This is a genomic window from Cyclobacterium sp. L-R (assembly GCF_056859355.1).
The window spans coordinates 19327-37014 of record NZ_JBSXOH010000029.1 but is presented as its reverse complement, the minus strand read 5'-3'; the positions used below and the strand labels follow the sequence as shown (position 1 = coordinate 37014).

The following is a 17688-nucleotide window of genomic DNA, read 5'->3' as shown; positions in this document are numbered from 1 at the left end:
CTTTAACCCGGATTATGTAATAGGATTTCTCCGCCCTGACAATGTCAGGGGTGAAGCCTGTTCCGTGTTTACGGGAAGTGTTGCAATCGCAAGAAAATCAGACTGTTTGGAGATTTTAGCATAGCACCGCTATGGTGAAATCTCTAAACAGCAAAGATTGGGTATTTTAAAGCGATTTCAGCACGTTATAGAATGTCTATTACATATTTCGGGTTTAACTTCTATAAACCATGTGTATTAAGCAGTTTCCAAACTTTTCTTGGTTTTTCTAAAGACGTATTTTGGATAAATATTTCGTTTAGCAAAACGATTTACCTTATCACTATTAATCATTTTTTGATAGACTTGTTTGGTCACACCGAAGTACTCGTAAGTAGTCCCATCCATAAAAGTGATTTCCAACAACATCCCTTTGTGCCAATAATCAGCAATTCCAGCGTTATTGATCGTTTCTGTATATGCTTCTGAATTTGCAGCTATAGTCTCAGGTGCTATACTCACCAAAAAATGATAACCATCAATAATTCTACGGCTTTGCAATTCTGCTTCTACCTGTAAAGGATCACCATTTTGAAATTTGTCAGGATGCCACATCTTGACTAAATCACGGTAAGTCTTTTTCAAGGTTGTCAATTCGATTTCCTTTTCAACTCCGAAGAGTTTTTTGTATTCATTTATGCGCTTCATCTACTATTTTATATTCGGGCGCAAAAGTACGGCTTAATTTTACTTTAATTACTATAGAATAAGAACTTTATTGATAATCACCAGTATATCAATTGATTATTTGAACCGTACAAAATCGATAAAACCTACTTTAATTACTTAAAACTTCCTTTTTGGACAATTTTCCGAAACAATACCCAATCAACCATAAAAAAGAATCAGGCCAAATTGTAATCAAAAACAAATATTAATATCAAATCAAACTGAGCTAAGCGCCTTGTTTTAAGTTTTTAATTATGAATATTATTAAAATGTAATCAGTCAAATATTTTTTTCATACCTCCTCCAAGGGATTTATTAATTAACTGCGTCTATTAAACCAGATAGATTCGATTTTTAAAATTGGGTCATATGTTGAATCTGATAAATAAATGAAAAAATTTTGGATCAATACTACTTTTTTAGGATTAACGCTTCTTGGTTCTTGTAATGAGGATAGTTTAGAAGGAAATGATTTTGAAATGGAAGAGACAGCTGATGAGGACACCTATTTTTTAATCGCTGATCAGCAAAACAATGAGGCGCATCTAATTAACTACGCAGGAGATGAACTCTTCAATTGGGATTTTAACAGTAATTTGGGCAATGATATTAACATGCTCTCGGATGGGAGTATGTTAGTTTGCCTTAAGGACAACAATGCATCAATCACCAATGGAGGTTATGGTGGTATTTTTCGAAAGATCAATGCTGATCAGTCTATCGAATGGGAAGTCTCCTACTCTTCTTCAGACTACACAGCTCACCACGATGTTGAATATTTATCCAATGGGAATATAATCTTTCCCGCTTGGGGAGAAATTAGCCAAACAGAGGCCGCAGAAGAAGGATTTGGAGGAAGTTATAATCTAAATCCTGAATCGATTATAGAATTGAATCCCCTTACACAGGAGATTGCATGGGAATGGCATGCCATGGATCATATAATTCAGGACCTGGACGAGACAAAAGCTAATTATGGAAGTATAGCTGAAAACCCTAACAAGATTGATGTAAATTATAACTATCAAACAAGGAACAATGGAGACATTATGCACATCAACGGCTTGACCTTGGATGAAAAAAACAACCTTCTCTATTTAACAGTTAATAATTATAGCGAAATATGGGTTTTGGACCACAGTACCTCTACAGCTGAAGCCAGTACTAATTCCGGAGGAAATTATGGACTTGGAGGTGATCTTGTCTACCGTTTTGGCAACCCTGAGACCTATGACAATATTGGTAAGTCCACACTAAATAATGTACATTATCCAAACCTATTGAAATCTGGTAACATGTTGGCTTATGCCAACAGTGTATATGGAAACCAATCTGAGGTTGTCGAATACGAATTAAATCCCCCTTACAATTTGGTAGCAGGCCAAGACAATGAACCAAATGTAGTATGGAGTTTTACTGACAATGACCTTTACTCTTCTGGCCTTTCCAGTGCGGTGAGAATGAAGAATGGAAATACGCTGATCGCTGAGGGGCGGGATGGTACTTTATGGGAAGTAACGGATGGAGGAGACACCGATTGGTTTTACAAAACAAACTATGCTACAATTTGGCGGGCTTATGTATTTTACGCGGATGACCCTGCCATTACCGCATTGGGCTTTTAATTCCTCCTATCTATAGGCAATTCTTTACCTTTCCACAATCAATTGTCCAACTTTGATAATTAATGGTATTAGGTATCCAATTATTGCCCTCGATATAGCTTTGCATCTTTCTAAAGCTATCCCAGAATCCTATTTATGGATTATGTCAAACTTTGACCATTCTACCCACCAACATGACAGTCCATTGGGCGATCTTTTTATCGATACATCTGTTAATTTCTTATCAGGAAAATGGAATAACTGAATAATATTTCATTGGTAAAATGAGCCACTTTACCCATTTATTGTTTCCTAGGGATAAAAGGAAATGGTATTTACACAAAATAAATTAACCTATTGCATTTTTCGGGTTATTTCTTCCCTTACACAAAAATAGGCATTGCTAAATGCTGGGAAAGAATACAAGTTTACCTAACCTTTCGCCAATTAAAGACCCATAACATAAATATTAATTCACCAGAACGAACAATATTTGAGCTATATTTGCAATTCTAAACATGCATAAAGCTCCTTGCCTTAAGCTGGAAAGCAACAATTTTTCTATTTAATGCCCCCTTAATTCAGCGAAAAAAAAGGCTAAAGCACTGTCATAAGACCTATTAAGGAATTTAGTACTTCTCAATAGCAAGCTTAAGAAAAGATTTTAAATCAAAAAAAATGGATGATTCATTGAATATTTGCTTGGCATGCGGAAGCTGTTGTGATGGTACTTTGATTGGGTTTGTAGAACTCGATCCTGAAGAAATGCCAGCAATAAAAAAAATAATGGCTATCGAGGAGGAAAAAGGCAATGGCTTTTTTCTTCAACCCTGCAAAAAATATTGTGATGGCTGTACTGTTTATTCACAAAGGCCAAAACATTGTGCCAGATTTGAATGTGGACTATTAAAATCCGTCGAAAAGAAGGAAGTTGAATTTGATGCAGCCGTTGAAATTGTTAAGGTAGTAAGACAAAAACGAAAGGATATAGAAGTAAAACTAGTAGAGCAAAATTATGCGCTAAAATCCGATTCATTTTATTTTAAAATGGTCGAATTGGAGAAGCAATTGCAAAACAAAAAAGTCGATTTATCGATAACCAAAATTCAACAAGAATTGCTACTAGACCTACAGCAATTCGAGAATATTCTTGCAAAAAACTTTGGCCTCACTTTATTCTAATCTAAGCACCCAATTCCTCATTTATTAAGTAATTGAACTCCATATTCAAGCCAACTCTTGTTATTGGTCACTTACCAAGACCATCTCTATACTTTCAGTTTAGAAAATAAGTGTCCATAAACTGCAGGCACTGATCCCAATCAAATAAGGTCAAGTCATGATCTCCTGTACGTATGTGGTAACGTTTATGGTTCCCTATCGAGGTATCCGGTTCTGGCAATTCATTAGTCTCCAAGCCACGGAGACCGTATAATCCATAAACAGGACCTGCATCCAGGGTACTAAGGAATTCACCTTTGGGGTCAGCCAAAAGATCTCTAGTAGAACTGCCTACATACAGCGGCCTTGGTGCAATCATCGCCAACAGCATTTGCTGGTCAAAAGGAAGTGCTTCTGCCCTGACAATAAAATTGCGGAACTGCTCACAATATCTCCAAGATGCATGACCTATACTTTAGGCAATGTTTTCCCCAAAATTACGGCTTGCTAATGAGGCCCCTCCTTCTCCACTGCTATTTGAAATCACCACCGCAACACGTTGATCCTGGGCTCCTGCCCAACGAACCGCTTTCCCATGTCTTGAATGACCAATAAGGGCAACCCTATTGGCATCTAAAGCAGTGTTCGTTTCTAGATAATCTAAGGCACAACACATACCCCAAGCCCAGACACCCAAAGCACCCAGACATTGGGTGCCAATTTTGTTTTTCCTGAGCTGCGCATGACATAACCACGGATACCATCTTTCCATCCATCAATATGGTCAGGCTCCACATCTCCATAATAAAAAGTGGCCAATCCATATCTACGTTTCATCAACTCATTCAAATCTGGGAAGCGATAGGCATTAATGCCTCTTGTGGCTTCCGTAACCTGATTGTCAACAATCCCCTTTTCTGCGATAGGTGTCATCCACTTTGTAGAATGTGGAATTGATGGGTCTTTCTCCAGGCTACTGTTCCAATACCAATTCATCTTTATAACCATAGGTACAGGCTTCTTAGCAGCATTTGGAATATAGACCATCAACTTGATAGTTGGTGCAGAAGGATCATCAAAAAAGCTAAGGTTAATGATTGTACGTGTGGCTAAACCGTCTAATGCATCTTTACGAACAGCAATGACTTCAGCTTTCTGATTGACAGCAAATTCAGGCATTTGCCCATACATCAATTCCGAAAAATCTTGCAAAATCTCATTTCGTCTTATGCCTTCCCAAGCACTTGTATTTGTTATTTTCTGACCCTTTTTGTCTAATAATGGGTCTGGAAGCGTATAATCTCCCACATTTGCCTCTTCAAAACTGTAAAAGACAAAACGGTTATCAGGTAAAGCAATAAACTTCGAATACTCATAAAGACAAATTATAGGTAAGAATGCAGGTCCAAAATAATAAAATGAAAAGGAGCTGACCAATTAGTTGTTTATTTATATTACCAAACGGCCTATTTAACCTAAATAAGGAAATGGTTTAATAGCTATTATTTCAAAAGGAGATAGCAATTTCCTGAATATTAAATACCTGTTAGAAAAGGCAATTAGCATTTGCCTTTTGATGCTTCAATGGCTAAATAATGATTTTATCGCAATCCCGTAGTTTACCCTCATAAGCAAGTATAATGCCTACAACTTTCCAATGATTGAATGCTAAAGCATAGACAAATTACTAGTGAAAAATTTTTTTGCTTCAAAACGACTGGTTAGTTTTGCCCTGATTTAAAATAATGGGCTGAAAAAGCAATTATAACAAGAAGGAGATAACTTAAAAAGTAATCAATAACCATAAGTTAATCATGACTAGTAACCCGAATAGTAATGGTTAATATCAAATTAATAAGGAAGGTCGTTTAAACAATGGCGCTTGTTTTACTTATAATCAAAGAAGTATTAAAATTGCACCCTTCAATGATTATTAAGTCCCAAAATCTACTTTAACGCTATTCCAGTAAAAAAAGAACCTATGAAAAGAGTCGTAATAACAGGATTGGGAGCTTTGACTCCCATTGGAAATTCAGTAGACGAATTTTGGCAAAATGCCATCAATGGTAAAAGTGGCGTATCGAAAATCTCCAAATTTGATCCTACCCTATTCAAAACCTCTTTTGCCAGTGAGTTAAAGGGATTCAGTCCTGAGACAAAACTTAACCGAAACGAAATAAAAAGAAGTGATCGATTTACACAATATGCACTTTATTCGGCTGCAGAGGCCATAGAGGATAGCGGATTTGATTTACAAAGCCTTTCTCCTTTTGACATAGGTGTTATTTGGGGTTCAGGACAAGGAGGCATGCAAACCTTTGAGGATGAAGTCATCAACTATGCTGAGAATGGTAAAAACCCACGATTCAATCCATTTTTTATTCCAAAATTACTGGTAAATATGGCTTCGGGTATGATCTCCATGAAATTTGGACTGATGGGAATCAACTACACTGCGGTTTCTGCTTGTGCCTCTTCCAACTCTGCGATTATGGATGCTTTCAATTATATCCGCTTAAACAAGGCTAAAATTATGGTTACCGGTGGCTCGGAAGCGCCAATTACAGAGTCCTCAGTAGGAGGATTCAGTGCCATGAAAGCATTGTCTACCCGAAATGACAATCCCCAACAGGCATCTCGCCCTTTTGATATACAACGGGATGGTTTTGTGATGGGAGAAGGAGCTGGAGCATTGATTTTGGAAGAATATGAACATGCAAAAAAGCGCGGAGCTAAGATTTATGCTGAAATAGTAGGTGCTGGAATGACCGATGATGCTTACCATATCTCTGCAACCCATCCAGAAGGAATAGGAGCAATAAAAGCAATGGAATTGGCAATGGAAGAAGCCAAACTTAACCCAGAAGAAATCAACTATTTGAATGCACATGCAACTTCCACACCTGTAGGGGATATTAGCGAGATGAAAGCCGTCGATAAAACATTCAAAAGCAATTTTAAAAACCTTAAAATTAGTGCTACAAAATCAATGACAGGCCATTTAATGGGAGCTGCAGGGGCTATTGAGGCTATTTTATCCATTAAGGCAATCCAAAAAAACATCATTCCTCCTACCATAAACACATTAGAGATAGACCCTGAGATTCCTCAATCGCTGCCTATTGTGATAAAAGATGCAGTAGAAAGTAAAGTAAATGTGGCCATGAGTAACACCTTTGGCTTTGGAGGCCATAACGCAACAACTATCTTTAAGCGCATCTAAAATTAATTTCTCCTTAATAGCATCATTACGGTAAAAATATCTGTTTAAAAGTTTTTAGAAGCAATCAATTGTAGGTTAGGTAAAGTCAAAATATTAAATGCCTTTACCTAACCTACGCCTCTTTATAAATTACTCACCTACAATTAAATAAACCTTTTAAACTAACACCAATATAGGCTCCATTTAACATACTTATAAGCTAGGTTTGGGTTTACATAAGCTCGTGAAATCAGATATTCAAGCCATAGGAACGATCAACTTTTTAACTTATATTCACTTTTGTAACTACAAGTCACTTAATTACTAGTGCTTTATTTGGCAATACCCAGCTAAGCAAAGCCTATCCATTAAAAAAAAGATTATAAACCCAATGAAGTCTCCTATCTTATCATTTTTAATTGCAGTAACCATACTTTCTTCCTGCCAGTCACAGAAAAAGGAAGAATTAAAAGAAAACGAAGATGAAATCTATTCAGGAAACCCTGTTTTCCCAGGCTGGTATGCAGATCCTGAAGGTATAATATTCGATGATCAATATTGGATTTACCCCACTTTTTCAGATGATTATGGAGATGTGGATAATACATCAGAATTAACAGAACAGCAACTTGAACTTCAAAAAAACACGATCAATCCTCAATACCTTAAACAAACCTTTCTTGATGCTTTTTCTTCAAAAGATCTGATCAATTGGGAAAAACATTCACGGGTTCTGGACATCAAAGATGTTTCATGGGCGGCCTATTCTATTTGGGCCCCTTCTATCATTAAGGCCAATGAGAAGTATTACTTGTTTTTTGGTGCCAACGACATTCAGAGCGATGATGAGATGGGGGGAATTGGAGTAGCCGTGGCAGATAATCCTGCTGGCCCATTTGTAGATGCCATAGGAAAACCATTGATTAATTCTTTCCACAATGGTGCTCAACCGATTGACCAATTTGTATTTAAAGATGATGATGGTAAACATTATATGTACTATGGTGGTTGGAAACATTGTAATATCGTCCAACTCAGCGATGATTTGTTGAGTTTAGTGCCTTTTGATGATGGAGAAACATTTAAAGAGGTAACTCCTGATAAATATGTTGAAGGGCCTTTCGTATTCAAACGAAATGATAAATATTACTTTATGTGGTCTGAGGGAAATTGGGGAGGACCAGATTACAGTGTTGCCTATGCCATTGGTGATACTCCTTTCGGTCCATTTAAGCGAATAGGTAAAGTATTACAGCAAGACCCAAGTATAGCCACCGGCGCGGGTCATCACTCAGTAATTAATATTCCTGATACAGATGAATACTATATAGTTTACCACCGTCGCCCATTGGGAACAACAAATGGTAATCATCGCGAAACTTGTATCGACAAGATGACTTTTGATGAGGGTGGTTTTATAAATCCGGTTAAAATGACAACAGAAGGCGTGAAAATGAACTTGTTAGATAATAAAATGAAATGATAAGATTAATGGTTCCCAATAATACCATTGTCCATTCTAATATGCTTGGCATGGTTTTTAACTCATGATAAAAAAAGTATGTTGAACAATTTTGAAATATTAGATTCCATTACAGAATCGATGGCAATAATTAATAAATCCGGGGATATAATATTTACAAATAAGGCTTGGCATACCTTTTCAATGGAGAATAAAGGAGATTATGCTCGAACAGGAATTAATAACAATTATTTATCTACCTGCGAGGCTGTAAAGGGACAGGAAACAAAAATGGCCAAGGATGCCAAACATGGTATTCAGCAAGTAATCGACCGGAATTTAGATTATTTTGAACTTGAATACCCGTGTCATTCTCCCAATGAAAATAGATGGTTTATTCTTAGAGTTACTCAAGTAGAAGGGAATCCTGATTTGACATTACTGGCACATATTAACATTACCAATCGAAAAAATGCAGAGTTAAAAGTTGAAAAGAATTACAGTAAAACTCTTATTATAAATGAAAGGCTTCACACTACTTTGCACAATATTGTCCATGATATTCAGAATCCTTTGGCTTCAATCATGGGACTAATCAATTTATCAAAATCAGAAAAAGATATTGAGAGTGTTAATGAATATTTAGATCTAATAGAAAAAGGCAGTACAAATTTAAGGTCTTTTGTAAAAGAAACTTTAAAACATATCTCTACAATAGAAGATTTTCAATCTGTGGATGTAGCTCGTATGGTATCTAAATACATAGAGACTATTGAGCACCTTTTAAAATCGGACAGCATTGAGCTCAAGCTAGACATTCAACAATCAGGTCAGTTCTATACCAACGAAATTGAGTTTCGATCAATACTTTCTAATTTAATAAGTAATGCCATAAAATATTCTGATAATAATAAGGCTAAAAAATTTATATTATTTGGCTTTTCATCTGATGAAAACCGAGCGATTCTAAAAGTTGAAGACAATGGGATTGGAATAAAAAAAGACGATATTCCAAAACTTATGAAGCGCAACTATCAAATAAACAAAAAGACAAGTGATGGAGTGGGATTAGGTTTATACATGGTTAAGAAATCTGTAAAAAACCTTGATGGATCAATAATAATAAATTCAGAATTTGGTATAGGGTCAACTTTCACTGTAGAGATTCCAAATAGAAACATCAAACAACAGATAGCTTAGGCAATAAGAAATGCTAATTTGGGCATGCTTGGTTACAGTAATTTCAAATTGCTAAAAGCCTTACATCAATAACCTTTATTTTTTTTTATTTGCAGATAATCCTCCCAGATTAATCAAATCCGATTGTGAAGCTACCATTAGTAACTTTTCATGATATATTTTTTCAGCAATATTGTACATAATGGGCAACATTACCTCTAAAATCAGCTAGCGCAGCAAGACTAAGACTCGGGTGACCTCATACATGTTTATGATCAGCATCCCATTTAAGCTATTTGAAATAGGATCAATATCTCTAATTTATTTTTTATAAAAGCATTTAACCCGGATTATGTAATAGAATTTCTCCGCCCTGACAATGTCAGGGGTGAAGCCTGTCCCGTGTTTACGGGAAGTGTTGCAATCGCAAGAAAATCAGGCTGTTTGAATATTTTAGCATAGCACCGCTATGCTGAAATTGAAAACAGCAACGAAGTGGCTGATTTTATAGCGATTTCAGCACGTAATAGAATGTCTATTGCATATTTCGGGTTTAATATTAATACCTATGAGGCTTAAATATTTTACAAAGGAGTCTTTTATTTGACTTTCACAGAAAACACGAAACATTTCACTAATTACATAAAGAATATAGAGGTATAATTTTACTTATTATAAAATTATCAAGAGTATATTAAACATTTTATTGCAGAATTTGGTACATTCCCCTCAATTGGCGAGGATACCCTAAATTAATATTAAGCTCTGGAATTATATTAACAACTGTTCAAAGATGATTTTAACCTAGAAATATTAGTTTATCACAAGCCCTGCAATTAAAAAACGAATAGACCCAAAACCCAATGTTCTATAAGTGGAATTACTAAACCTGAACTTGAGGGCATTTTTACAAAATTCACCATGTTTGAAAAATTAGGAGAAAAATTCACCCATCTATTTATAAAATACCTACCTAATTCATTTGTCTTCGCAATTATTCTAACCCTAATCACAGGAATTGGTGCAATTACCTGGTTAGGAGCAAGTCCGATGGAAATAATAAAATCCTGGTATACGGGATTTTTTGACTTATTGGGATTTTCAATGCAAATAGCGTTAATCGTTATCACTGGTTTTAGCATTGCCTTGTCCCCTTTGGTAAAGCGTGGTATAGGTTCCCTTTCCATTTACATAAAAACCCCAGCACAGGTCTATTTTATAGTCGTATTTATTGGCATGCTATTGTCCATGGTAAGCTTTGGTTGGGTGGTAATCACATGTGTTTTGGCCAAAGAATTAGCATTGCGAGTAAAAGGGATCAACTACCCTTTTTTAATTGCATGTGCTTACTTTTCATTTAACAGTTGGGTTTTAGGCTTATCAAGTTCAATCCCATTATTACTTAATTCAGAAAATAATTTTTTGATTGAATCGGGTCTCTTATCGGAGGTGATACCAACCACCTATACTTTACAATCCTCTTTAAATATTATAATGATGGTTTTTATAGTAATTGGTGGCTCATTGCTAATGTTCCTATTGCGCCCAAAACAATGTAAAAATAAAGAATTGAGTGATTTGACGCTTTCCAATGGCATTTCTGAGCCAAAGACAATTAAAGAAGAAGCTGCTGAATTGAAATTGCCTTTTAGCGCCCTATCTGATAAATTGAACAATAGCTTCATCCTTCAAATGATTATTGTAATTATGGGGCTTACCTATATAGTGTTTCATTTTAGTACCAGAGGTTTTGATTTAAATTTCAATATCATGATTTTTATTTTCTTAATTGTAGGCATGGCTTTGCACCAAACACCTTCCCGCTACGTCATTGCCATGAAGCGTTCCAGTAGCAATGTTTCAGGAATTCTATTTCAATATCCCTTTTATGCAGGCATTATGGGAATCATGTTGTATACAGGTTTGGGAGATCAACTCGGGCAATTAATGGCTGCAGTAGCAACCCTGAACTCTTATCCCTTTTATGCTTATTTAACCGGAGCAATAGTCAATTTTGCCATTCCATCTGCTGGAGGGGAATTTGCTGTCCTTGGCCCAAGCATTATCAATGCCATCAAAGAACTTGGTGCAGGTTTGCCTGAAAATGAAGTAACAGCCATGATCTCCAGAGCATCCCTTTCAGTGGCTTACGGGGAAAGTTTAAGCAATTTGTTACAGCCGTTCTATTTATTGATCATCTTTCCAATTATGGGGACAGGAGTAAAAATCCAAGCCAGAGATGTGATGGGCTACCTGGTTATTCCATTCTTTGTATTTTTTGTGTTGCAGTCATTATTAGTAGTCTTTTGGCCTCTATAAGCTAGATTAGACATGGATAGTGAAAGCCATTTGTTTGAAGTTATGGTCAGCATTGGGCGATTCCAATGGAAAAGGGACTTTTACACATACAGCTTACAATGACTATGATTTTGCAGATGAAAACTTATTTGATGGAAAGCAACGAAAAGTAAGTGACCGAATTACCACCTATAATCTTTTTGTTGATCCACCTATGGGCCGGGTTGGGTTAACAAAAAAAGAAGCCATTGCAAAAGGCTATAAGGTAGCCGCATCCTACCATCTCGGAGTAGATTCCAACCATATTAGAATCCTTGGTCAAAGTTTCTTAATAAGTAGAATTTTCAACTTGTTCAGCTGTTTGGATATTTTCACTCAGTGCAAAAATACTGCTTAGCTTTTCATTTGAGAGAGAAGGATATAATAAAAAAAAGGATCACTTCTAAAATTGAAGTGATCCTTTTTTTTAATTCATGTCAGGCTTAAATAGCCGAAAAGTACTTTGGTACCAAATCTTTGATTTTAGCCAATGTTTCAGTGACTGAAAGTTCACTCATGCCACCGGAAGCATTTGCATGACCACCTCCATTAAAGTTTTCTGCTGCCAAGACATTCACAGGGTTCTCTTGTCCTTTTGAACGAAAAGAAATCTTCATGATGCCATCTCTTTCTGTAAACACAATTGCCGCCTTCATTCCTTTTATAGACAAGGCTTGATTTGCCAGACTATCAGTATCTCCTTTTTGATAATTGTATTTCGCTAACTCCTCTTTGGACAAGGATATAATGGCCACCATATAGTCTTCCATAACCTCCAATTTTTCGCACATCGCATAGCCTTGTAAACGCAAACGACTCTCTGTATTGTTATCGCTCAACATTTCATGAACCAAGTGGTGGGCTACACCTGCAGTCAATAGCTTTGCCAATATTTCGTGGGTCCGTGGGCTAGTAGAAGGAAAACGGAAACTTCCTGTATCTGTCAGTATACCTAGATACAAAGGGGTGCCAATTTTCTGGTCGAGCAGGTTGATGTTTCCAGATTGCTCTATCAATTCAACAATCAACTCTGCCGTAGAGGAAACTGAAGTTTCAGACAGGGTTATAGTTGGGAAATCTTCAGGGGCCAAATGATGGTCAATCATAATTGTCTTGCATGTCAGCCCTTCAAGCAGGACTTGCATGTCATAGCCAATACGGTTAGTGCCATTATAATCCAGGCAAAATACCAAATCAGCTGTAGCAAAAGCAGCTTCTACAGCTTCTCCCTGTTCGGTCATTATAAGAAAACTCGAAGTATCTAACCAATCCAGAAAACTGGGGGCTGGATCCGGATGACAAACCGTTGCTGTTTTACCCAATTTTTCAATAAAATGTAACAGGCCTAAAGAACTGCCAACAGAATCCCCATCAGGAGATTTATGGGAGGTGATTATTATATTTGAAGCTGTTTTGATTTCAGCTACTATTTGTTCGTACACATTCATCTAATTCGTGTTGTTTTTTTTAATGCTAGCTTATATCAAGACCAAAAAGTAAAAATTGGTCTATCTATTTTCTTCTCGGATCAATTGTATTGAATCCATTCGGATTCGTGCTTCTCCAATCAGCATAGTCAATTCATTTTTCTGCTCCAATGCAGTACGAATTTCATCGGGTCGAATCGCCTTGTTTCGTTTATACAATGAAGCCAATCGACCAATCTCATGATCCAATGTTTGGTTCATATCTTTGAGACCAGCCTCTATTTCTTTCTCTTTAAGTTGCTCTGCTATCTCAGTAGCATTTTTAATCATGTCCGGAAGTATCTCATCCACCAAAGTTTCATTTTCTATCAAGTCACTTACTTGTCCAGGTATCAATTGCTTGTTGAACAGCTTGACTGGATAGTCATCAGTTACCTCCTCACCAGAATGGTTAACAACAACCCGCAAAGGGGTGTTTGGCAAAAAGCGATCTACATTTATACCTTGTCTCCCTGCTGTTTCAAGCACAAAAATTATTTCTAATAAAATACTTGAATCTTCTGTTCCTCTCAATACTCCGAAACTAGCATCTCCTGTACCTGAACCAAGTACCATATCAATGGCCCCAGTCACCATCGGGTGATCCCAACTAATAAAGCTAATGTCTTCTCTACTTAAAGCTCTCTTTCGATCGAAGGTTATAGCGATACCACCATCTGGAATGGAGGGAAATGCAGTGCTATTGGTTCTCACCGGATGAAGCAAATACGTTCGAGGGGCCAAATCTTCCATTTCAATGCCAAAATGTTCGAATACCTTGGTCATATAGATTTCAAGGCTTAAATCTTGGTCAGCAGCTTTAATTTTCTCCACCAATTGTTCGGCCACCAAAGGCCGGAACGAATTCATTTCAAGTAACCTGTCACGTCCATTGGCTAAGGTTTCCTTCAATTCTTTTTGATAGGCAGCCGTGTCTGCCACTAATGCATCTAGTTGCTCACTTGATCCACTTGATAAAGCAGCCATAGCCGTTTCTTCCAGCCTTTTATTAAACAACTCCCCTATTTGGTTACCACCTTCTATGTTTTCTTCAAATGCATTTAAGCCCTCATGAAACCAACGTACCAATACCTCCTGAGGACTACCTTTCAAATAGGGTACATGTATATCTATGTCCTCAGACTGTCCTATGCGATCTAACCGACCAATCCGCTGCTCCAATAACTCAGGATGCACTGGTAAATCGAACAACACCAAATGATGGGCAAATTGAAAGTTACGACCTTCACTACCTATTTCAGAACATAATAAAAGGCGCGCCCCGCCTTCCTCAGCAAACCATGCGGCATTTCTATCACGCTGTATTATAGTAAGGTCCTCATGGAACACGCCTACCTTTGCACTGCTTAGCTTCTGCATGGCTTTTTCTAAAGCCAATACTTTCGCTTTACTTCTGCAAATCAATACTACTTTTTCCGGATTCAGCTTGTCCAGAAAGGCCACTAACCATTTGACACGTGGGTCTTCTGAAAACCTAAACTGCTGCTTTATCGTCGGATTTATTTGTAACTCCTTGTCTACAGCATATTCTTTGGCTAGCCGTTTTACCCATTCCTCTTGGTTGGTTTCTGCAACCAAAGAAATCAAGTGGGCTTTGCGATTGGGGAAACCACTCATGGCTGCCCGGGTATTTCTGAAGACCACTCGTCCGGGACCATGCTGATCCAATAAATCTTCTATTAATTGATTTTTACCTACAGCTCCTTTTTCCGCTAACTTTGCTATCCTATCCTTTCCAAATAGGGTTTCCAGCAAGGCTTTGTCCTTTTTCTTCAAGGCCTTCCCTGTGAACAAGTCTTCAACAATATTGGCGATTATTTTGTGGTCTTGCGTTTCATTAATAAACTCCTCATAATCTGAAAATCTTTCTGGATCCAGTAACCTAAGCCGGGCAAAATGACTTTCAACTCCCAACTGTTCTGGTGTAGCTGTCAAAAGTAACAAGCCTTTCGCTACTTGGCTCAGTAATTCAACAACCGCATATTCAGGACTTACTTTTTCCAAAGACCAGGCTAAATGATGTGCTTCATCTACCACGAGCATGTCCCAATCTGCTGAAAAGGCTTGTTGTGCACGCTTCTGTGAACTTGCCAAAAAAGAAGTGCTACATATAATCAACTGGTCATCTAAGAATGGATTTCCTTCGGGTGCGCTATCATCTAGTGCAGCGCACCTTTCTTCATCAAATATGTGGAACCATAAATTGAAACGCCTCAGCATCTCTACAAACCACTGGTGAATTAAAGAATCTGGAACCAATATTATAATCCTGGATACCTGTCCACTCAACAACAAGCGATGCATGATCAAACATGCCTCTATGGTTTTACCAAGGCCTACTTGATCAGATAACAATACACGCGGGGCATATCGGGAACTTACCTCATGTGCGATATACAACTGATGTGGTATAAGATCTATACGCCCCCCTACAAAACCGTTAATTGGAGAGATCCTACGCATATGATCATAGGCCAATGTGATTCTTCTCAGAGCAAAAACATCAGGCTTATCAACATCCCCGATAAGAAGCCGGTCATTGACTCCATGTTTTACCGAAACGTCTCCCAGGTCTGCCTCTGACAAAGTGCCTTGGCTCCCTATATACAATATCAATTCCCCATCGTCTTGTACCCTGTCAATTGTGAATGAGCGCTTATTTGTATCCGTAATCGTATCTCCGGGTTTAAAAATAACCCTTCGCAATGGCGCATTGGCTAAAGCATATTGTCGTGTTTCACCAGCAGCAGGAAAATTTACCTGCACTCGGTTTTTATTTGTTTCAACGACAATGCCTACTCCCAACTCAGGTTCACCTTCACTAACCCATCTTTGATTTGGATAGAAATCCTCCATATTCTCTATTATTTTACGCTATATTTTTGACCAACAAAAAGGGTGAATCCTAAAAAAAATGCAAGTTCTTCAATTTTTAGCCAGCTCGCCAAGAACTGAGGGTTTTTATTTCATCTAGTTTACCACTAGTCTTAGATTGGGGAAGGGCTAAAAAGAAAAAAATACCGTTTGTAGTCTACTTTAGGTTGGCAGTATAAAGCCTTGCAACTTTGAAAAGCCTTTTTAATGATTGTTTGTTTATTTTTCATAGCTTAAACGCCAAAATCAGCACATCATTAGTATTTCAGGAAAAAGCACAATAAAAGCTTCCTCCATAGACCTCACAATAAAAAACTACAGTTAATAAAGTTTATCAGCTCGAATGAAAAGTAAAAAGCTATTTCCCCTCTCCATTTTATTGAATGTTCTATTGTTTATAGGGCTTTTTTATATAGTAAGTCAAACTGAATTTGCAGCAGAAGCAAAGAAAAAATATGGCCCTGCAGGAAAAGAGGGAACCGAGATAAGTACGATCTACAGTAGCTCAGATAAAGAAAGTATTCCTGAATCCAATCTGGGAATAACCATGGATATTCAAGGCGAAAGCCTGGTACTTGCTGCCAATAAACCTGGAAAACTAAGTTTTGATTCTTTAGTGGAAAATAGTGTAGTCGTTCGCAGCACCTACCAACGATTCAACCCGGAAAGTAAAGTATATATAGAAGGAGTTGATTATACCGTTGATTACGCCAATGGGGAGATCAGTAGAACGCCTGACTCTAGCATTCCTGATTATTCTAAACATGTCTTGTATGGTAAAAAAGACTTCGATCACAGAGAATACCCTGATTATTCCAACCACTCTTATTTTATATGGGTAGATTACGCCACAAAAAATGGCGCTAGACTTGCATTACCTAACGACCAAAGTAAATACCTGTCTAATTCCCGACAAAAACTGGAATCCGGTGAACCACTATCTATCGTCTCCTATGGCAATAGCATTACCGCTGGTGGTGAAGCCTCATCAACAGACCTAAGGTTTCAATATTTATATGGCAATTACTTAAAGAGTATTTTTCCAAAAGCGAAGGTAACAATTGAAGATGTCTCAATCCCAGGTTATAGCTCTTCTGAAGGTATTAAATGGTGGGACACCTATATTGGAAAAACTTCACCTGACCTTGTATTGGTAGGATGGGGAATGAACGATCACAATATTGGTAGCAATACTCCAGAACAGTACAAGCAAAACCTTATTGAGCTTGTTGGAATGATAAAAGAGAGGAAAAATGCGGAAGTTATTATCTACTCTACCTTTCCTCCGAATCATGAATGGCATTATGGAAGCCATTCTATGGAATTGTTTGCCGAAGCAGCTAAACAGGCAGCATTAGAAGCCAATTGTGCCTATGTAGATGTGTACAGTACCTGGATGAAAGTGCTTGAAAGAAAAGACCAATCCTCTTTACTCGGAAACAATATCAATCATCCAAATGACTTTGGTCATTGGCTCTATGAACAAGCCTTTGAAGCCATGTCATTTTAACCAGGAAGTGTTGAAACTGCTCTAGAAAAGCTTGAGTGAAAATCCATTCATTTTGTAAAATAGGATATTCTTTTAAACCGATTAAAAAGCAAGTAAATTAGTAACCTGATTAAGGTAGGTTATTTTGAATGGATCGCTGGAAAAGCAATCCATTCACTTCAAAT

12 protein-coding genes and 1 pseudogene are annotated in these 17688 nt (G+C 37.3%); 8 read left to right on the top strand and 5 right to left on the bottom strand.

What is annotated here, in order from left to right:
- Positions 1–237: 237 nt before the first annotated feature.
- The gene (locus AC13EX_RS02310; RefSeq protein ID WP_482891384.1) at positions 238–687 is read right to left on the bottom strand and encodes a KTSC domain-containing protein; all 450 of its coding nucleotides are present in this window, start codon (positions 685–687) and stop codon (positions 238–240) included.
- A 410-nt stretch (positions 688–1097) separates the two neighbouring features.
- Here AC13EX_RS02310 and AC13EX_RS02305 point away from each other — a divergent pair, with 410 nt between their 5' ends.
- Entirely contained in the window at positions 1098–2333 is a 1236-nt protein-coding gene (locus AC13EX_RS02305) for an aryl-sulfate sulfotransferase (RefSeq protein ID WP_482891383.1), read from the top strand.
- A gap of 657 nt (positions 2334–2990) precedes the next feature.
- The gene (locus AC13EX_RS02300) at positions 2991–3494 is read left to right on the top strand and encodes a YkgJ family cysteine cluster protein (RefSeq protein WP_482891382.1); all 504 of its coding nucleotides are present in this window, start codon (positions 2991–2993) and stop codon (positions 3492–3494) included.
- A 94-nt stretch (positions 3495–3588) separates the two neighbouring features.
- On the opposite strand, the pseudogene AC13EX_RS02295 reads toward AC13EX_RS02300, so the two are convergent.
- Together AC13EX_RS02295 and AC13EX_RS02290 are read right to left on the bottom strand one after the other, a co-directional pair.
- A pseudogene (locus AC13EX_RS02295) lies at positions 3589–4149 on the bottom strand (glucuronyl esterase domain-containing protein).
- Positions 4134–4910, bottom strand: a complete 777-nt coding sequence (locus AC13EX_RS02290) for a hypothetical protein (RefSeq protein WP_482891381.1) — start codon at positions 4908–4910, stop codon at positions 4134–4136. Before AC13EX_RS02290 ends, AC13EX_RS02295 begins: the two are co-directional and overlap by 16 nt.
- A 544-nt stretch (positions 4911–5454) precedes the next feature.
- Between AC13EX_RS02290 and fabF the strand changes: the two genes are divergently transcribed.
- The 5 genes from fabF (at position 5455) to AC13EX_RS02265 (ending at position 12011) form a co-directional block, all read left to right on the top strand.
- Positions 5455–6696, top strand: coding sequence for a beta-ketoacyl-ACP synthase II (fabF, locus tag AC13EX_RS02285; protein WP_482891380.1), 1242 nt, complete (start codon positions 5455–5457; stop codon positions 6694–6696).
- Between the two features lie 370 nt (positions 6697–7066).
- On the top strand, positions 7067–8158 hold the full coding sequence (locus AC13EX_RS02280) for a glycoside hydrolase family 43 protein (protein WP_482891379.1): 1092 nt from the start codon (positions 7067–7069) through the stop codon (positions 8156–8158).
- A gap of 78 nt (positions 8159–8236) precedes the next feature.
- Entirely contained in the window at positions 8237–9337 is a 1101-nt protein-coding gene (locus AC13EX_RS02275; RefSeq protein WP_482891378.1) for a sensor histidine kinase, read from the top strand.
- A gap of 900 nt (positions 9338–10237) precedes the next feature.
- Complete coding sequence (locus tag AC13EX_RS02270) at positions 10238–11635, top strand: short-chain fatty acid transporter (RefSeq protein WP_048643450.1); 1398 nt, start codon at positions 10238–10240, stop codon at positions 11633–11635.
- A gap of 19 nt (positions 11636–11654) precedes the next feature.
- Positions 11655–12011, top strand: a complete 357-nt coding sequence (locus AC13EX_RS02265; protein WP_482891377.1) for a hypothetical protein — start codon at positions 11655–11657, stop codon at positions 12009–12011.
- An 85-nt stretch (positions 12012–12096) separates the two neighbouring features.
- On the opposite strand, the gene AC13EX_RS02260 is transcribed toward AC13EX_RS02265, so the two are convergent.
- Together AC13EX_RS02260 and rapA are read right to left on the bottom strand one after the other, a co-directional pair.
- A complete protein-coding gene (locus tag AC13EX_RS02260; protein WP_482891376.1) occupies positions 12097–13101 on the bottom strand; it encodes a DHH family phosphoesterase in 1005 nt (334 codons plus the stop codon).
- Between the two features lie 60 nt (positions 13102–13161).
- On the bottom strand, positions 13162–15996 hold the full coding sequence (gene rapA / locus AC13EX_RS02255) for an RNA polymerase-associated protein RapA (RefSeq protein WP_482891375.1): 2835 nt from the start codon (positions 15994–15996) through the stop codon (positions 13162–13164).
- Positions 15997–16357: 361 nt separating this feature from the next.
- Between rapA and AC13EX_RS02250 the strand changes: the two genes are divergently transcribed.
- Positions 16358–17524 (top strand): SGNH/GDSL hydrolase family protein, encoded by a 1167-nt coding sequence (locus AC13EX_RS02250; RefSeq protein WP_482891374.1) that lies wholly within the window; start codon positions 16358–16360, stop codon positions 17522–17524.
- The last annotated feature ends 164 nt before the right edge of the window (positions 17525–17688 follow it).

Coding starts and splice junctions, on each gene's coding strand:
- AC13EX_RS02275 (WP_482891378.1), top strand. CDS start 8,237: ATGTTGAACAATTTTGAAATATTAGATTCCATTACAGAATCGATGGCA.
- AC13EX_RS02310 (WP_482891384.1), bottom strand. CDS start 687: ATGAAGCGCATAAATGAATACAAAAAACTCTTCGGAGTTGAAAAGGAA.
- AC13EX_RS02300 (WP_482891382.1), top strand. CDS start 2,991: ATGGATGATTCATTGAATATTTGCTTGGCATGCGGAAGCTGTTGTGAT.
- AC13EX_RS02270 (WP_048643450.1), top strand. CDS start 10,238: ATGTTTGAAAAATTAGGAGAAAAATTCACCCATCTATTTATAAAATAC.
- AC13EX_RS02280 (WP_482891379.1), top strand. CDS start 7,067: ATGAAGTCTCCTATCTTATCATTTTTAATTGCAGTAACCATACTTTCT.
- AC13EX_RS02260 (WP_482891376.1), bottom strand. CDS start 13,101: ATGAATGTGTACGAACAAATAGTAGCTGAAATCAAAACAGCTTCAAAT.
- AC13EX_RS02305 (WP_482891383.1), top strand. CDS start 1,098: ATGAAAAAATTTTGGATCAATACTACTTTTTTAGGATTAACGCTTCTT.
- fabF (WP_482891380.1), top strand. CDS start 5,455: ATGAAAAGAGTCGTAATAACAGGATTGGGAGCTTTGACTCCCATTGGA.
- rapA (WP_482891375.1), bottom strand. CDS start 15,996: ATGGAGGATTTCTATCCAAATCAAAGATGGGTTAGTGAAGGTGAACCT.
- AC13EX_RS02250 (WP_482891374.1), top strand. CDS start 16,358: ATGAAAAGTAAAAAGCTATTTCCCCTCTCCATTTTATTGAATGTTCTA.